Here is a 16,019-nt window from a genome sequence, read left to right as displayed (position 1 = left end):
GTCCCTGATATGGATAGAATGTACGGTACTTTTGTAGGAATTACATGTTGCATATTTGTAAATGCATGTATATAATGATATAATAATTCCTAGTCAAGCGCTAGAGATAGGAGGAAGTATATGTCAGAACAATTATTACAGGTGCGTAACTTGTCCGTAAGTGTAGAGGACAAGCCCATCCTTCATGGAATAGATTTAGAGGTTCGTCCCGGAGAGACCCATGTCCTCATGGGACCCAACGGTGCGGGCAAATCCACATTGGGTTACACCATCATGGGAAGTCCCCGTTATGAGGTGACCGGTGGTGAGATCCTGTTCAAAGGAAAACAATTATTGGAGGAGACCGCAGACCAGAGAGCGAAGGACGGTATTTTCCTATCCTTCCAGAATCCCCTGGAGGTACCCGGAGTATCGCTTCGGAATTTCATTCGGAATGCTGTGGAACAGAGAAGTGGTTCCCGTATCAAACTGTGGACATTCAAAAAGGAGCTGGAGCAGGCCATGGAGGTATTGCAGATGGATCCTTCTTACGGTGACCGTGATCTGAATGTGGGATTCTCCGGCGGTGAGAAGAAAAAGGCGGAGATCTTACAGTTACTTATGTTAAAGCCCGCTCTGGCAATTTTGGATGAGACCGATTCCGGACTGGATGTGGATGCGGTGCGTACGGTATCCAAGGGTGTGGAAGAGTACCAGAAGGACAAAAAGGGTGCGCTGTTGATCATCACCCACAGCACCAGAATCCTGGAGTCTCTCCATGTGGATAAGACCCATGTACTGGTGAACGGTAAGATCGTGGCGTCCGGCGACGCTTCCCTGGTAGACGAGATCAACGAGCATGGTTTCGAACGTTTTCTGGAAGCATAAAGGAGGTTGACGATCCGAATGAGCGAACGAGAAAAAACTTATGTGGAAGATGTCAACAGAAGTATTTATGATATCCGTAACGAAGAAAAAGACGTCTATCGCATTCAGAAAGGACTGACGCCCGCCATCGTGGAAGAGATCTCTGCGAAAAAGAAGGATCCCGCATGGATGGCGAATTTCCGTCTGCAGTCATTGCAGATCTATAATGAGATGGAAGTCCCCGACTGGGGTCCCTCCATTGAGGGTCTGAACATGGAAGATATCGTGACCTATGTGAAGCCCAATACGCATATGAGTGCCAAATGGTCCGAGGTACCGGAGGATATCAAGGATACTTTTGAGAAGCTGGGAATCCCACAGGCGGAGCGAAAGTCACTCGCCGGTGTAGGTGCGCAGTACGATTCCGAACTGGTATATCACAATGTCAGGGAAGAAGTGGCAGCCCAGGGTGTAGTCTATACCGATATGGAGAGTGCCCTGAACGGGGAATATGCGGATATGGTACGGAAGCATTTCATGAAGCTGGTAACGCCCCGAGACCACAAATTCGCAGCGCTGCACGGTGCTGTGTGGTCCGGCGGTTCCTTCGTATATGTTCCCCCCGGAGTGTCCGTGACGATCCCTTTGCAGTCTTATTTTCGACTGAATGCACCGGGAGCCGGACAGTTCGAACATACCCTGATCATTGTGGACGAGGGTGCATACCTGCATTTTATCGAAGGCTGTTCCGCCCCGAAGTACAACGTGGCGAACCTCCATGCCGGCTGTGTGGAGCTGTTCGTTGGGAAAAATGCAAAACTGCGTTACTCCACCATCGAGAACTGGTCCAAGAACATGTACAATCTGAATACCAAGCGGGCTCTGGTGGAAGAGGGTGGCACCATTGAATGGGTATCCGGTTCCTTTGGCTCCCACGTGTCCTACCTGTACCCCATGAGCGTGCTGAACGGTAAGGGGGCGAGAGCGGAATTTACCGGTATTACTTTCGCCGGAGCCGGACAGAATCTGGATACCGGTACGAAAGTGGTTCACAATGCACCGGAGACTACCTCTTACATCAATACCAAGTCCATCTCCAAGGATGGCGGGATCAGTACGTTCCGAAGCTCCGTGGTAGTGAAGAACAGTGCGGCAAAGAGTAAATCCGCCGTATCCTGTCAGTCCCTGATGCTGGACGACAAGTCCCGTTCCGATACCATCCCTGCGATGGATATCCGTACCCAGGATGCCGATATCGGGCATGAGGCGAAGATCGGCAGGATCAGCGACGAGGCAGTGTTCTATCTGATGTCCCGCGGTATCTCCGAAGAGGACGCCAGAGCCATGATCGTCAGCGGCTTCGCGGACAATGTATCGAAGGAGCTGCCGTTGGAATATGCGGTAGAGATGAACAACCTGATCCGCCTGGAGATGAAAGGCAGCATCGGGTAAAGGGAGGACAGAATATGGAAAAAGAATATAATATGACCATCAACCGACTGCCCTCCAAGACATGGAACTGGCTTCGTATGAACGAGACGCAGTTGGAAAAAATAGAGATCCCCGCAGCAGGAGAGGCAAAAGTCACTCTGCCGGAGAAGATAACGACCACTGAAAACGAAGGCTCTAAGCCCTGGAATGCGGATTTTGCAGGTATTGCCTCCGGCATGGGGGAAGATATGGACGGTCTGCTTGCTAGAGCGGGAGTAAAAGCAAAACATTATGAGGTGCCCGCGGATGTGACAGAGGAGCAGCCGTTACTGCTTGATTATGCTTATGCACAGAATAGCTTACAGGCGGGAGCGGTAGCTGTAAAAGCAGGTAAAAACAGTGAGATCACCGTGATCGAGGACTTTGCTTCCGACAGAGAGGCGTCAGGTCAGACAGCGGTATCCACCAGACTGTATCTGGAAGAAGGAGCGAAGATCCGCCTGATCCAGGTGCAGAGACTGGGCAATGATTTTACTTTTATGAATGACATTGGGGCCTTATGTGAGGAGAAGGCTTCTCTGGAAGTTATCCAGCTGATCCTGGGAGGGAAGAATACCTACCTTGGATGTAAGACTACTCTGCAGGGCAGAGAGAGCAGCATGAATGCCGATACCGCTTATATTGTAGACGGCGAAGGCAGACTGGATATGAACTATGTGGCACTGCATGAGGGGAAAAAGACCCAGAGTAATATGCAGGCAGGCGGCGTGTTAAGAGATCATGCCTTCAAGCTATACCGCGGCACCATTGACTTCAAATGGGGTGCCAAGGGTGCAGTAGGCAATGAAAAAGAGGACGTACTGTTATTGTCAAATGATGTGGTGAACCAGACCATTCCCCTGATCCTTTGTGCGGAGGAAGATGTGGAAGGCAATCACGGCGCCACCATCGGTAAGCTGGATGATGAGCTGCTGTTCTACTTAGAGAGCCGCGGCATGAACCAAGAGCAGATCTATGAGATGATGGCGATGGCGAAGGTGGATGCGGTCTGCCGCAAGATCCCTGACGCTTCCACACAGGCAAAGGTACAAAAGTTCCTGGGCAGAGCCGTGGAAGAAGAGGAAGCGTAAAGAGTAAGATAACAGGAGGAAGTATGAGCATTTCAGTCAACGAGATCCGCAAGGATTTTCCTCTGCTGGAGAATCAGAAAGTGATCTATCTGGATACAGCGGCGACTTCACAGAAGCCGACCTGTGTCCTGGAAGCAGAGCGGGAATTTTATGAAAAATATAATGCCAATCCTCTGCGAGGATTATACGAGCTGGGAGAGGCGGCAACCGAAAAATACGAAGAGGCCAGAGAGACGGTCCGTGGATTTATCAACGCAAAAGAAGCCGCGGAGATCATCTTTGTCCGCAATGCCACGGAAGGCTTAAACCTGGTAGCGTACAGCTTCGGCTCCCTGGTACTGAAACCGGGAGATGAGATCCTGGTAAGCATTATGGAGCACCACAGCAATCTCCTGCCCTGGCAGCAGGCGGCAGCCAGGACCGGAGCGGTGGTGAAGTATCTGGAGTGCACCGAAGACGGAAAATATACCGAGGAAGCTTTTAAGGAGGCACTGAGCGACCGGACGAAGATCGTGGCCATGACTCAGGTATCCAATGTGTTGGGCTGCAAAAATGATATCAGGCGTTTTGCTCAGCTGGCACATGAGGCAGGCGCTTATTTCGTGGCAGACGGAGCCCAGAGCGTGCCCCATATGGCAGTGGATGTACAGGATCTGGATGTGGATTTTCTGGCATTTTCCGGGCATAAAATGTACGCGCCCATGGGAATCGGTGTGTTATATGCGAAGAGAGAGCTGTTAGAGCAGATGCCCCCGTTTTTATGCGGTGGAGAAATGATCGATTCCGTCAGCCGTACGGGTGCTGTATGGGCAGAGGTGCCTCATAAGTTCGAGGCAGGCACGGTAAACGGCGCCGGAGCTTATGCGCTGGCGGAGGCGATCCGGTATGTGCAGAAGATCGGCTTTGATTTTATCGAAGAGAGAGAAGCAAAGCTGACGAAGCTTTTGATAGATGGCATGAAGGAGATCCCTGCGGTACACATTCTGGGTTCTCAGAAGGCGGAGGATCATCACGGCATCGTGACATTTAAGCTGGAGGGCGTACATCCTCATGATGTGGCATCTGTTTTAGATGCAGATCACATCGCAGTTCGGGCGGGACATCACTGCGCCCAGCCGTTATTACAGCATCTGAAAGTATTGTCCACCACCAGAGTAAGCCTGGGCGTCTACAATACGGAAGAAGAGATACAGGCATTTTTAAAAAGTCTTGCCGGGATAAGGAGGCAGATGGGCTATGGAGAATAAGACGTTTTATAATGAGATTTTGACGGAGCACAATCTGCATCCGTATCATAAGCATAAGCTGGAGGATGCCAACCTGGTGTTAGAGGGTGTCAATCCCAGCTGCGGTGATGATATTTTCCTGGAACTGAAGGTGGAGGACGGTGTAGTCGTGGACGGAGCTTTTGAAGGAGACGGCTGTGCCATCTCCCAGGCTTCCGCGGACATGATGCTGGAACTGGTCATCGGCAGGAGTAAGGAAGAAGCCCTGCATCTGGCAGATCTGTTCCTGAAAATGATCAAGGGAAGTATCACTGACGAAGAGAAGGACGAGCTGGAAGAGGCCTCTGTTCTGCAGGATATCGCCCACATGCCCGCCAGAGTAAAATGCGCAGTGCTTGGCTGGCATACTATGCAGGAATTATTGAAAACAGAAGAAAAATAGCTGATAAAAAGATAAAGATACATCTTGCACGCCCTTTTTGGATACGCTACAATGAAAAAAGAAGTGTAAGAAAAGCGGGGGGGCTGTGCATGTTCCACATAGATCTTATCATTGAATTCCTGGAAAACGTGATGAACAATATTGTCCAGGTGGCAATACTGTTCTTTGAATTTGTCGGAGTGATCGTTATTATTCTCTCCGGTCTGAAAGGGTTTTATAATTATGTGCGGCGGGTGCCGGATATGAAGATCACCCTGGCGCAGGGGCTTGCTGTAGGGCTGGAATTCAAGTTGTGCAGTGAGATCCTTAAGACCGTTATTGTCAGAGACTGGAAGGAGATCGTTACCGTAGCCGGTATCATCGGACTTCGTGCGGCACTGACATTCCTGATCCATTGGGAGATCAAGGAAGAGAAGAATCATTCCTAAAAATTGGCAGCTGATGAAAATCGGCTGCTTTTTTTAGAATGATTTCCGGTTACCCAACAAAAGTCAATAAGTTTATCCAGATAAAGAGATTAAATTTGTAATGGTATATAGGTTAAATTTGCACCTTGGAAAAAAGCTGTCAGAGGACTAACATATAACGATAAAGTATGTATTTATAAAAAAAGTGTAAAGAAATGCTAAAAAATCCGTTGCATTTGACACTTCGACGTGCTAAAGTCATCAATAGCATGAACGTAAATGTAATCGATTACGCATGCTTAAAAGGAAATCAGAATGGAATTACAAAAGACACTTACTCCCGGGGAGGCGCTTGGGCGCCTCCTGCGATCTTATCAGACTTACTACAACATTAAAACAGAAGCTGTAGAACCGCCATTCGCAGCAGAGGCGATCTTCGGATCCCATAATGAGCAGTATTTTCTGATCAAGAAAGCCAAGGTGGCAGATATTGACACCAACGAGACCGTGTATTTTGCCACAGAAGAATCCTTATCTATAGATCGTCTTCTGGAACTGGATGCTATCGCCTGGGAGCGGGGAACTGCAAATGTGCAGCCGTCTTCCCATCACAGGAACAGTGATGTCGTCCTGATCATTCTGGCTGCTCATGCCGGGGAGGATGTTCTCGCACAGGTGAAAAAGTGCAGGCATTACCAGAGTTATCTCTGGGGATTCCATGGCTGGAGCAATTATCGTCTGATTGTCGCCGAGCTGTCTTCGGGTCGGATCGTCCACAACCGCCACGGACAGATTCTGAAGAAGCTCGTAAAAAAGGCAATGATAAATTAAATCTGTGTATTAAGAAAAGGAGAAACACAAATGACAGCATTATTAATCGTTGTAGCCGCTATTGTACTGTTGTTTATCGGCTATGTGTTCTATGGCTCCTGGCTGGCAAAACAGTGGGGCATCGATCCTACCAAGAAGACTCCTGCAATTGAGAAGGAAGATGGTGTGGATTACGTTGCAGCTAAGCCTGCCGTACTTATGGGTCATCATTTTTCATCTATCGCCGGAGCAGGCCCGATCAACGGACCGATTCAGGCTTCCATCTTCGGATGGGTTCCCGTATTCCTGTGGTGTATCATCGGTGGTATTTTCTTCGGCGGTCTGCAGGACTTCGGATCTTTATTCGCATCTATCAGACATGACGGTAAATCTGTAGGTGAGATCATTGAGGATTCCATGGGATCCAGAGCTAAGAAGCTTTTCATCATCTTTGCACTTCTGGTGCTGATCCTGGTAATCGCTTCCTTCGTTAACATTGTGGCAGGTACTTTCCTGACCCTGGCGGATGATGCCGGCAAGACCGCTTTCGGTTTTGTGACCAATCCTACCGGTAATCAGTCCACCGCAATGATCTCTCTGCTGTTCATCGTTCTGGCTGTTATTTATGGTTATGTGACCAACAGAATGGGCGTTAAGACTCTGCCCGCTACCATCGGTGGTATCATCGGTATCGTAGCTATTACTGTTTTAGGTCTGAACGTTGGATTTGCCATGAACCGTATCGCATGGATCGTATTTGTAGGTGTTTACATCGCAGTGGCTTCCCTGGTTCCCGTATGGATCCTGTTACAGCCCCGTGACTACCTGTCCAGTTTCCTGCTGTATGCTATGATCGGTCTGGCATTCGTTGGTGTCGTTGCCGGTGCTTTCACCGGTACTGTCGCATTCGATATCCCCGCGTTTAATGGCTGGGAGCCCAAGGCAGGACAGACATTGTTCCCTATGCTGTTCATTACTGTAGCTTGTGGTGCATGTTCCGGTTTCCACAGCCTGATCGCTACAGGTACTTCATCCAAGCAGTTAGCGAACGAGAAGGATGCCAAGGCTATCGGTTACGGCTCCATGCTGATCGAGTCTGCTTTGGGTATCATTGCGCTGGTAGCAGTCGGCGCAGTATATCAGAAGTATTTAAACGGTGAGTTCGGATCTCCCGCAGCTGCATTCGCTGCAGGTATTGCATCCATGTTCGGTACTGAGACCTCCAAGGCATACGGTACGATCTACGCACTGCTCACGCTGTCTGTATCCGTATTCGCACTGACCAGTCTGGATACCGGTACCCGTCTGAGCCGTTTCATGTTCTCCGAGCTGTTCCTGAAGGAGGGCGAAGCTACTTACAAGGATGCCAAGGGCGCACGTAAGGTGCTGGCTCATCCTCTGTTCGGTACAGTATCCATGGTAGTGATCGGTTGTATCCTCGGCGGTCTGTCCTTAAGCCAGATCTGGGGTCTGTTTGGTGCAGCGAACCAGCTGCTCGCAGGTATCGCTCTGATGGCAGTAGCTGCATGGCTGGGTGAAGTTGGCAAGAACAACAAGATGTTCTTTTTCCCTATGGTATTCATGCTTGCTGCAACCCTGACCAGCCTGGTGATCACCGTGATCAACAAGTGCAAGGCGATCGGTGCCGGCACTGCTGCATGGGGTGACTGGTTCCAGCTGTTCTTCGCAGCTGCAATGGCAGTTCTGGCAATCTTCCTGGTAGTGGAAGGTGCACAGACCTTCGTTAAGCAGATGAAAGAAAAGAAAGCGAAAAAGGCTGCTTAATCAGAGACGCAAAAGACAAATAATAAAAAAATCCCGGAGACTGTGAAAGCCTTCGGGATTTTTTTGATCAGTGTGACAGCCCGCATCGTAACATCCGTAAGATTGCGGCTGTTCTTGAGTAAATGGAAAGAATTATAATAGGTTTAGTGTTCAAAAAAGGCAACCGCTACAGCACCGGGACCTACGTGGGTTCCGATGGTGGCGCCCAGAGTGCTGATGGGAAGTTCTTTTGCGTAATCCTTCCACAGGTGTTCACTGTCGTGAATGTATTTTTGTAACAGCTCATCACTCAGACCGGTATAACCCAGACAGAAGGGGCGGGAGAAATCTACACCGTCAGCTTTTTCTATCTCACGGATCAGGAAGTTACTGCCGTTTTTGGAGCCGCGGGCTTTCCCGAGCATAATGATCTCGCCGTCTGAGACAGCGACCACAGGCTTGATGGCCAGTGCACCACCGATGAATGCCACGGTAGAGGAGATTCGTCCGCCTTTTTTCAAGTATTCCAAAGTGTCCAGAAGTCCCATGGTGTGGATCTTGGATTTCTCCTTTTCGAGAATGCTGACAATTTCTTCTGCGGACTTTCCCTGATCCTTTAATTGCAGACCATACTCTACCAGAATGCGTTCTCCTATGGTGGCATTCATGCTGTCTACGACGAATACCTTACCCTCATAATCTTCAGCAGCGATCCGGGCACTCTGGCAGGTGCCGGACAATTTACCGGAGATGGTGATCACGATGACGGTTTCCCCCGCGGCGACAGCCTGTTCATAAGCGTCTTCAAAGACAGCGGGTGATACCAGGCTGGTGGTGGGGAGAGTGTCACATTCGATCAGCTTTTCGTAGAATTCTCTGTGACTGATGGTGACTCCGTCCGCATATTCGTCGTCGCCGAAGCGGATGTGCAACGGCAGGATAGTGACATCCTCTCTGGGGTGGTTCATATCAGATGCGGAGTCTGTGATAAAACGTATTTTTTCCATGATAATATTCCTATTCTTTTTATTATAGTTTGGCAGCTGAATGTTTCTTCCTGTTCATTTTTTGGGTGGATGCTCGGAAGGGAACTCAGCAAGGTACTGTTCCAGATTATGGGAGATCCTCTCCAGGGAATCGTAGAGATTCACCCGCTGTTCCTCTGTCATGCCGTCTCCGCCGTGAGCCAGTGCAGAGTAGATCCGGGAACCGATTTTTTTGACTACTGTGCTGCCTTCCTCGGTCAGATAGTATAAAGTGCGGTAGGAACGCTTGTTTTCCGGCAGTTCACAGGATACCAGCCCTTTGGCACTTAACTGGCTTAATGTCCGGGAAATGGCAGCTTTATCTTCCTTGCAAAGCTCTGTCAGCTGTGTGGCGGTCAGCCCCTCCGGATGTTTTCCCAGGTGATACAGACACATAGTGTAACCTGCTTTTAAGTCTAACTGCCCCATTTCCAGTTCTTTTAATTTCTGCAGATAACGGTGCAATTCCGTGATCGATACAACGAATCTTTCAAAACGATCCTGCATGGACAATCCTCCTGTAAAATGTTGATACAGCAACTTTATGAAGTGTAGCACATGGATGTTGACAAGTCAACAACTAAAAAGTTTGATAAATAGTTGACAATCTCAAAAAAACGCGATATATCTAATGAAAAGGGGACGGGTAATAATAAACAATACAGAGCGGAAAGGAAGATTTTTATGGTTAAGAAACTGATCCTGGTAACATCACCGCCGGCCTGCGGAAAGACATACATTTCCAAAGCATTGGCAAAAAGACTGCAGCACGTTGTATATTTGGATAAGGATACTTTGATCACTTTGTCAAAACAGATATTTGTAGTAGCAGGACAGCCTTATGACAGAAGTAGTGATTTTTTTGAGAAAAATATCCGTGACTACGAGTATGAGTGCGTCGTGGATCTGGCCATGGAGGCGTTGGACTATGACGATATTGTACTGATCAATGCCCCCTTCACACAGGAGATCAGGGATATGGATTATATCCATAACCTGAAAGCTAAACTGGCAGAGAAAAATGCCACCTTGGTAGTCGTATGGGTAGAAACATCTCCTGAGATCGTGCATGAGCGTATGATCGCCAGAAATTCCGACCGAGATACCTGGAAGCTGGCACACTGGGATGAGTATATTGCATCCTGCGATTTCTCTATCCCGAAGAATCTGGATGATCCTAAGGCGAAGGACGATCTGATTTTGTTTAAAAATAACAATGCGGAAGAATTTGAAACATCCATGCAGAATTGTCTGCATATTCTGGAAGAGACCATGAAGGGTTAGGAATATCTGATCCGGTATGGATTGTGCTGTGTGGCGGTTTATGCTATGCTAGATACAGATTGTACATGACAGCAGGAATGTATACGTAAAAGCGTAAAAGTGAGGAAACACAGCATGCTCAGACCTAGCATTGGTATCGATTGGGACGATGTCACCGCCCCGTTTAACAGTATTGCCATTCGTATGGCAAATGAAAAATATCACCCGGCGGAACCTTACCGCTTGGAAGAGATCACTTCCTGGGCCAATGAGGGTCGGACTTCAGTGATCAAAGAATTCTATAACGATCCCGAGCTGTACAGCCGGCAGATTCCTACGGAGGAAACGAAACGTGGGATCCGCCGGCTGATGCAGATTGCGGATGTTTTTTTTATTACGGCGGTGTCGCCGCGGTTTATGGGAGTTCGGGCGGAGCAGATCATGACCCAGTTCCCGGAATTCCCGCCGGAAAATATCATTTTGGGAAGCGCCAAGGACCGAGTCCATTTTGACATTGTACTGGATGATGCCATTCACAATATTTTGGACAGCAAGGCAGAGTATCCGGTGTTGATGCGGAAGCCATGGAATGCCAAAATGACAGGTCTCCTGTCTGTGAATACCATGGCGGAATTCGTGTCACTGGTGCGGCAGATCATGAAAGCTTCTACTTCGAAGCCGGAGAAGATCACCGCGCCGGCGGTACTGGCACTGGTGGGCCCTTCCGGTTCCGGCAAACGGGAGATCACGGAAGCACTGTGTGGCAGCAAAGGCGGAAATACGACAGATAGTATCAGCACGGAGCAATTGTTTGTGCGCCCGGTGAATTATTGCACGGAGCCCGAACGTTACGGACACCGGTATGTGTCGGAAGAAGCTTTCGACCAGATGAACTTTTTTGAAAAGACCGCTTATGCCGGTGTACGGTACGGCACGAGGAAGGAAGATATTCAGGAACTGTTAGATAAGGGAAGATTTGCCGTGATCCCGGTGGATATGTGTGGTGCCATTGCCATGAAACGTTCTTTTCCCACCCATATCATCTATGTGGCAAGAGATAAGGAAAAACTGATTGCGGATATTATTGACTCCGATTACGACACCGAGGAAAAAACCCTGCGGATCTTGTCCATCGACGCGGAGAAGCGGAACCGCAAGATCTGCGATCATGTTATTCATAATGATATCATAGAGGAAAATTACGTCAGCGGTGCGGAGGAACTCAGACGCCTGATTGCGACTGCGGATGGAAAAAACGCAGGAGCAGATCCGGTGCAGGATGCTTACTTGTCGGCAGGAAAGTAATATGCTATACTTTGGAATGATAAAGTAATGAATTCTACGATGAGGGAGAAGACGAAATTGAACACTGCAAAAGATGTTTCCAAACAGAAGTCACTGTTCGGAATTTGGATTGGTTTTTTTGTAAAATATATTGGAATTTTGATCGCAGCGGGAGTGGTTGGGATCCTGCTCCTGACTTTTGCCTATCATATTCCGGTCAATCAGGAATCGAAGGATTCTACGTTTGAGTACAGCGGGCAGATGGGTTGGGCACCCCTGGTCAATAACCGCTATACCCAGTACATTCCATTCTTCACTTCCTATGAGATCGGAACCCTGGATGATGCCACAGACCGGACGATCCTGAACAATTGCTATAATGAAGGAGAGGAATCCGCCATCAAACGTGCGGCGGATATGAATGATTACGGAAGATACTGGCACGGTTATGTTACTATTTTGCGTCCCATCTTCTATTTTATGGACTACTGGGACTATCTGTTGGTCAACAGCTTTGCCCAGCTGTTTGTCATGGGATGTGTAGGCTATGCCATCTATAAGGCGACGGGACAGAAAAGGTATCTACTGGCATTTTTCTGCTCCTGTGCGTTCCTGACACCGGCAGCCACTGCCATGTCACTGCAGAATTCGCCGGTATTTTATGTTGCTATGCTGGGAAGTTTGTTTGTTCTGCTGAAGACGGACTGGATCCTGGAGAAAAACAGAAGATATTATCTGTTTTTGTTTCTGGGAATTGTGACCTGCTATTTTGATTTCCTGACCTATCCGTTACTTAGCTTCGCATTCCCGTTCTGCTGGCTGTTAGTGGCGGCAGGACAGAAGATGAATCTGAAAGAGCGGATCGCACTGTTATTTGGCGGCGGTATTTCCTATGTGATCGGCTGGGGTGGATTCTTTGGCGTAAAATGGGTCGTAGAGACGGTTGTATGTGGTCCTTCGATCCTGGACAACGGTATCGGCGCGGTCTTCAATCATCTGTTCAGTGGAATGCCCGATGAGAACAGACTGCTGCACCAGACCTATTGCAGGATCGATACACTGTATAACAATTTCAGACATTATCTGTTTCCTCTGTTTATTCTGATATTACTCGCATGGATCGTAGTGCTCATCTGCAAATTCCTGCGGGGAGGCTTCCGGATAAAAACAGAACAACTGATATTTGCTGCAGTGACTTTAACCTCTCCGGCATGGTATTTTATTATGAATACACATACCAGCTATCACCATCTGTTTACTTACAGAGTCTATGGGGCATCGTTGCTTGGGTTTATGTTGTTCGTCTGCGGCTGCCTGGATAAAAGCAGTGAAGAAAGCATTGAAGGTAAGGCGAAGATCGCTGTGGCTGACCTGGTGAAAAGAGTCGCAGTGCTTATATGTTGCCTGGCAGTGGGACTGGGAGCGTCCAGACTTGCCATGGAAGACAGGATGGATATCAACGGAGGAGATAATGAAGAGTTTCCCCTGGCACAGGGAGATACACTGGAATTTGAATTTACTCCTGTAGTGAATAATGTAAAGGGATTTACGTTCTGTGTGAAACCGAATGGGTCCACGGACGGAGACCTGGTGATCGGAGTATATGACGGAGAGACCCTCTGTGGGGAGGAGATAACTCCCATAGAGACTTATGAAGATACAGTATTTGAAATGCAGCTGACAGACTGGAAGCTGACCGCAGGTAAAACCTATCAGATGAAGGTGGCGGTGAGGGATAATGCTGCCGGAGTCATTCTGCTGGTAACTCCGGAGGGTGAAAAGCCCCAGGCGGAATACGGCAGAGCTTATTTAAACGGTGAACAGCTGCCGGATATCGCACCGCTGTCCGGAATCACGTATCGCGGACATTTCCAGTCAGTGCAGATTAAATTGTATCTGTCTGTGTGTGTGGCAGCATTTTTATTGATGTGGTTTATGGTGGCAGATACCTTATTAAAGAATAAATATGCAGGTTGCATCAAAGAGAGCAAACCTTTATAATAAGAAAAGTACAGTCTGAAAGGATGCAGAGATTGCAGACGTAAATTCGGACGCGAACAGGAGGACGAGCATGATTCAGTTAACACAGGGTGGCGCTTATCTGGTAAATGGTACAGACATTGTAGCAGATACTCCGGAAGCAGCAAGAGAGATACAGGCAAAGACCGGCATTACGATCTCTAAGGAAGAAGCAGCGAAAAACACGATGGCTTACGGTATTTTGCGGGAGCATAATACTTCCGGCAATATGGACAAGCTGAAGATCCGTTTTGATAAGCTGACCAGCCATGACATTACATTTGTAGGTATCATTCAGACCGCGAGAGCATCCGGACTGCAGAAATTCCCTATGCCCTATGTGCTGACCAACTGTCATAACTCTCTGTGTGCCGTAGGCGGCACCATCAACGAGGATGACCACATGTTTGGCCTGACCTGTGCGAAAAAGTACGGCGGAGTCTATGTACCCCCTCATCAGGCTGTTATCCACCAGTTTGCCAGAGAGATGTTAGCCGGCGGCGGCAGGATGATCCTGGGTTCCGATTCTCATACCCGTTACGGTGCTCTGGGTACCATGGCTATGGGCGAGGGCGGTCCCGAGCTGGTGAAGCAGCTGCTGAATCAGACTTATGATATCAATATGCCCGGCGTGGTAGCCGTATACTTAAAGGGTGCTCCCGTAAAGGGAGTAGGTCCTCAGGACGTGGCACTGGCCATTATCGGTGCTGTATTCAAGAACGGTTATGTGAAGAATAAAGTAATGGAGTTCGTAGGTCCCGGTGTGGCTTCCTTAAGCGCTGATTTCCGTATCGGCATTGATGTCATGACCACAGAGACCACCTGTCTGTCCTCTATCTGGAAGACCGACGACCAGATCCGTGAGTTCTATGAGATCCACGGACGTACCGAAGATTACAAGGAACTGAATCCCGGTCAGGTAACTTATTATGATGGATTGATCGAGGTAGATCTGGACAAGATCCGTCCCATGATCGCCATGCCGTTCCATCCCAGCAATACCTACACCATCGAGGAATTGAATGCGAACCTCATGGATATTCTGGATGAGACCGAGAAGCGTGCGAAGGTAAGCTTAGACGGAGCAGTGGACTTCACTCTGAAGAATAAAGTTAAAAATGGAAAATTTATCGTAGATCAGGGTATCATCGCAGGTTGTGCCGGCGGTGGATTCGAGAATATCTGTGCGGCAGCGGATATCCTGAAGGGCAGATACATCGGTGCGGATGAATTTACCTTAAGCGTATATCCCGCATCCATGCCCGTATACATGGAACTGATCCGTAACGGCTGTGCAGCGACCATCCTAGAGACCGGTGCAGTCATGAAGACAGCATTCTGCGGTCCCTGCTTCGGTGCCGGAGATACCCCTGCCAATAACGCATTCAGTATCCGCCATTCTACCAGAAACTTCCCGAACCGTGAAGGCTCCAAGCTGCAGAATGGTCAGATCGCTTCCGTAGCTCTGATGGATGCAAGATCTATCGCAGCTACCGCAGCCAACAAGGGCGTGCTGACTCCCGCAACGGAGTTCGATGGCGACTTTGGAAAATACAAATATCATTTCGACAGCAATATTTACAAGAACCGTGTATTCGATTCCCACGGTGTGGCAGACGAGAGCGTAGAGATCCAGTTTGGTCCCAATATTAAGGACTGGCCCGCTATGGGTGCTTTGCCTGATAACCTGGTACTACAGGTAGTATCCGAGATCCACGATCCCGTAACCACCACCGATGAGCTGATCCCTTCCGGTGAGACATCTTCCTACCGTTCCAATCCTCTGGGACTGGCAGAGTTCACCTTAAGCCGTAAGGATCCCCAGTATGTAGGACGTGCCAAAGAGATCCAGAAGGCAGAGAAAGAGCGTATGAACGGCGGACATCCCTGCCAGGCAGTTCCGGTACTGAAGGATGTCATGGGAGAAGTGAAGAAGCAGTATCCAGAGGCTGGCCGTGAGAACACCGGATTCGGTTCCACAATCTTCGCAGTGAAGCCCGGAGACGGTTCTGCCCGTGAGCAGGCTGCTTCCTGTCAGAAGGTACTGGGCGGCTGGGCGAACATCGCCAACGAGTATGCTACCAAGCGTTATCGTTCCAACCTGATCAACTGGGGTATGCTTCCTTTCCTGATCCAGCCCGGGGATCTGCCGTTTAAGAATCTGGATTATCTGTTCGTTCCCGACATCAGGAAAGCTGTGGAAGACAAGGCAGAAGAGATCAAAGCCTATGTGGTAACACCCGGAGAGGGCATGAAGGAATTCTCCCTGAAGTTAGGTGAACTGACCGATGAAGAACGCCAGATCATCTTAAAGGGCTGCTTAATTAACTATAACCGGGTGTAACTGAATAGTTACAACGAGAAGTAAGGAG

14 protein-coding genes are annotated in these 16,019 nt (G+C 48.8%); 12 read left to right on the top strand and 2 right to left on the bottom strand.

What is annotated here, in order from left to right:
* Nucleotides 1-120: 120 nt before the first annotated feature.
* The 8 genes from sufC (at nucleotide 121) to ACTRDR_RS00320 (ending at nucleotide 8,077) form a co-directional block, all read left to right on the top strand.
* Complete coding sequence (gene sufC, locus ACTRDR_RS00355) at nucleotides 121-867, top strand: Fe-S cluster assembly ATPase SufC (RefSeq protein WP_440525730.1); 747 nt, start codon at nucleotides 121-123, stop codon at nucleotides 865-867.
* Between the two features lie 18 nt (nucleotides 868-885).
* Entirely contained in the window at nucleotides 886-2,298 is a 1,413-nt protein-coding gene (gene sufB / locus ACTRDR_RS00350) for a Fe-S cluster assembly protein SufB (protein ID WP_440525729.1), read from the top strand.
* Between the two features lie 14 nt (nucleotides 2,299-2,312).
* Nucleotides 2,313-3,407: a SufB/SufD family protein gene (locus ACTRDR_RS00345; protein WP_440525728.1), complete on the top strand. Its 1,095-nt coding sequence runs from the start codon at nucleotides 2,313-2,315 to the stop codon at nucleotides 3,405-3,407.
* Nucleotides 3,408-3,430: 23 nt separating this feature from the next.
* Nucleotides 3,431-4,654, top strand: a complete 1,224-nt coding sequence (locus tag ACTRDR_RS00340; protein ID WP_440525727.1) for an aminotransferase class V-fold PLP-dependent enzyme — start codon at nucleotides 3,431-3,433, stop codon at nucleotides 4,652-4,654.
* Nucleotides 4,644-5,075: a Fe-S cluster assembly sulfur transfer protein SufU gene (gene sufU / locus ACTRDR_RS00335; RefSeq protein ID WP_022152742.1), complete on the top strand. Its 432-nt coding sequence runs from the start codon at nucleotides 4,644-4,646 to the stop codon at nucleotides 5,073-5,075. The genes ACTRDR_RS00340 and sufU overlap by 11 nt, the downstream gene beginning before the upstream one ends.
* 110 nt (nucleotides 5,076-5,185) lie before the next feature.
* Nucleotides 5,186-5,503, top strand: a complete 318-nt coding sequence (locus ACTRDR_RS00330; protein WP_117464798.1) for a DUF1622 domain-containing protein — start codon at nucleotides 5,186-5,188, stop codon at nucleotides 5,501-5,503.
* A gap of 294 nt (nucleotides 5,504-5,797) precedes the next feature.
* Complete coding sequence (locus ACTRDR_RS00325; RefSeq protein ID WP_440525726.1) at nucleotides 5,798-6,313, top strand: hypothetical protein; 516 nt, start codon at nucleotides 5,798-5,800, stop codon at nucleotides 6,311-6,313.
* A 30-nt stretch (nucleotides 6,314-6,343) separates the two neighbouring features.
* Entirely contained in the window at nucleotides 6,344-8,077 is a 1,734-nt protein-coding gene (locus ACTRDR_RS00320) for a carbon starvation CstA family protein (RefSeq protein ID WP_440525725.1), read from the top strand.
* Between the two features lie 143 nt (nucleotides 8,078-8,220).
* Here the strand turns inward: ACTRDR_RS00320 and ACTRDR_RS00315 are convergent, their stop codons facing one another.
* Both ACTRDR_RS00315 and ACTRDR_RS00310 read right to left on the bottom strand, forming a co-directional pair.
* Entirely contained in the window at nucleotides 8,221-9,063 is an 843-nt protein-coding gene (locus tag ACTRDR_RS00315; RefSeq protein WP_440525724.1) for a DegV family protein, read from the bottom strand.
* Nucleotides 9,064-9,117: 54 nt separating this feature from the next.
* A complete protein-coding gene (locus ACTRDR_RS00310) occupies nucleotides 9,118-9,588 on the bottom strand; it encodes a MarR family winged helix-turn-helix transcriptional regulator (protein ID WP_022152737.1) in 471 nt (156 codons plus the stop codon).
* A 177-nt stretch (nucleotides 9,589-9,765) separates the two neighbouring features.
* On the opposite strand from ACTRDR_RS00310, the gene ACTRDR_RS00305 reads away from it, so the two are divergent.
* From ACTRDR_RS00305 to ACTRDR_RS00290, 4 genes are all read left to right on the top strand, one after another.
* The gene (locus ACTRDR_RS00305) at nucleotides 9,766-10,365 is read left to right on the top strand and encodes an AAA family ATPase (protein ID WP_440525723.1); all 600 of its coding nucleotides are present in this window, start codon (nucleotides 9,766-9,768) and stop codon (nucleotides 10,363-10,365) included.
* A gap of 114 nt (nucleotides 10,366-10,479) precedes the next feature.
* Complete coding sequence (locus ACTRDR_RS00300) at nucleotides 10,480-11,649, top strand: 5' nucleotidase, NT5C type (protein ID WP_440525722.1); 1,170 nt, start codon at nucleotides 10,480-10,482, stop codon at nucleotides 11,647-11,649.
* Between the two features lie 27 nt (nucleotides 11,650-11,676).
* Complete coding sequence (locus tag ACTRDR_RS00295; protein WP_440525721.1) at nucleotides 11,677-13,629, top strand: hypothetical protein; 1,953 nt, start codon at nucleotides 11,677-11,679, stop codon at nucleotides 13,627-13,629.
* 70 nt (nucleotides 13,630-13,699) lie between these two features.
* Complete coding sequence (locus ACTRDR_RS00290; protein WP_440525720.1) at nucleotides 13,700-15,991, top strand: hydratase; 2,292 nt, start codon at nucleotides 13,700-13,702, stop codon at nucleotides 15,989-15,991.
* Nucleotides 15,992-16,019: the final 28 nt, after the last annotated feature.

This window comes from Simiaoa sp., from assembly GCF_051972595.1.
Lineage (GTDB): Bacteria > Bacillota > Clostridia > Lachnospirales > Lachnospiraceae > Acetatifactor > Acetatifactor hominis.
This window is presented reverse-complemented; position numbering and strand designations above follow the sequence as displayed.

What these genes read in the sequence shown, in the direction of transcription:
- sufC (WP_440525730.1), top strand. Translation starts at nt 121, where the DNA reads ATGTCAGAACAATTATTACAGGTGCGTAACTTGTCCGTAAGTGTAGAG.
- sufB (WP_440525729.1), top strand. Translation starts at nt 886, where the DNA reads ATGAGCGAACGAGAAAAAACTTATGTGGAAGATGTCAACAGAAGTATT.
- ACTRDR_RS00345 (WP_440525728.1), top strand. Translation starts at nt 2,313, where the DNA reads ATGGAAAAAGAATATAATATGACCATCAACCGACTGCCCTCCAAGACA.
- ACTRDR_RS00340 (WP_440525727.1), top strand. Translation starts at nt 3,431, where the DNA reads ATGAGCATTTCAGTCAACGAGATCCGCAAGGATTTTCCTCTGCTGGAG.
- sufU (WP_022152742.1), top strand. Translation starts at nt 4,644, where the DNA reads ATGGAGAATAAGACGTTTTATAATGAGATTTTGACGGAGCACAATCTG.
- ACTRDR_RS00325 (WP_440525726.1), top strand. Translation starts at nt 5,798, where the DNA reads ATGGAATTACAAAAGACACTTACTCCCGGGGAGGCGCTTGGGCGCCTC.
- ACTRDR_RS00320 (WP_440525725.1), top strand. Translation starts at nt 6,344, where the DNA reads ATGACAGCATTATTAATCGTTGTAGCCGCTATTGTACTGTTGTTTATC.
- ACTRDR_RS00315 (WP_440525724.1), bottom strand. Translation starts at nt 9,063, where the DNA reads ATGGAAAAAATACGTTTTATCACAGACTCCGCATCTGATATGAACCAC.
- ACTRDR_RS00310 (WP_022152737.1), bottom strand. Translation starts at nt 9,588, where the DNA reads ATGCAGGATCGTTTTGAAAGATTCGTTGTATCGATCACGGAATTGCAC.
- ACTRDR_RS00305 (WP_440525723.1), top strand. Translation starts at nt 9,766, where the DNA reads ATGGTTAAGAAACTGATCCTGGTAACATCACCGCCGGCCTGCGGAAAG.
- ACTRDR_RS00300 (WP_440525722.1), top strand. Translation starts at nt 10,480, where the DNA reads ATGCTCAGACCTAGCATTGGTATCGATTGGGACGATGTCACCGCCCCG.
- ACTRDR_RS00295 (WP_440525721.1), top strand. Translation starts at nt 11,677, where the DNA reads ATGAATTCTACGATGAGGGAGAAGACGAAATTGAACACTGCAAAAGAT.
- ACTRDR_RS00290 (WP_440525720.1), top strand. Translation starts at nt 13,700, where the DNA reads ATGATTCAGTTAACACAGGGTGGCGCTTATCTGGTAAATGGTACAGAC.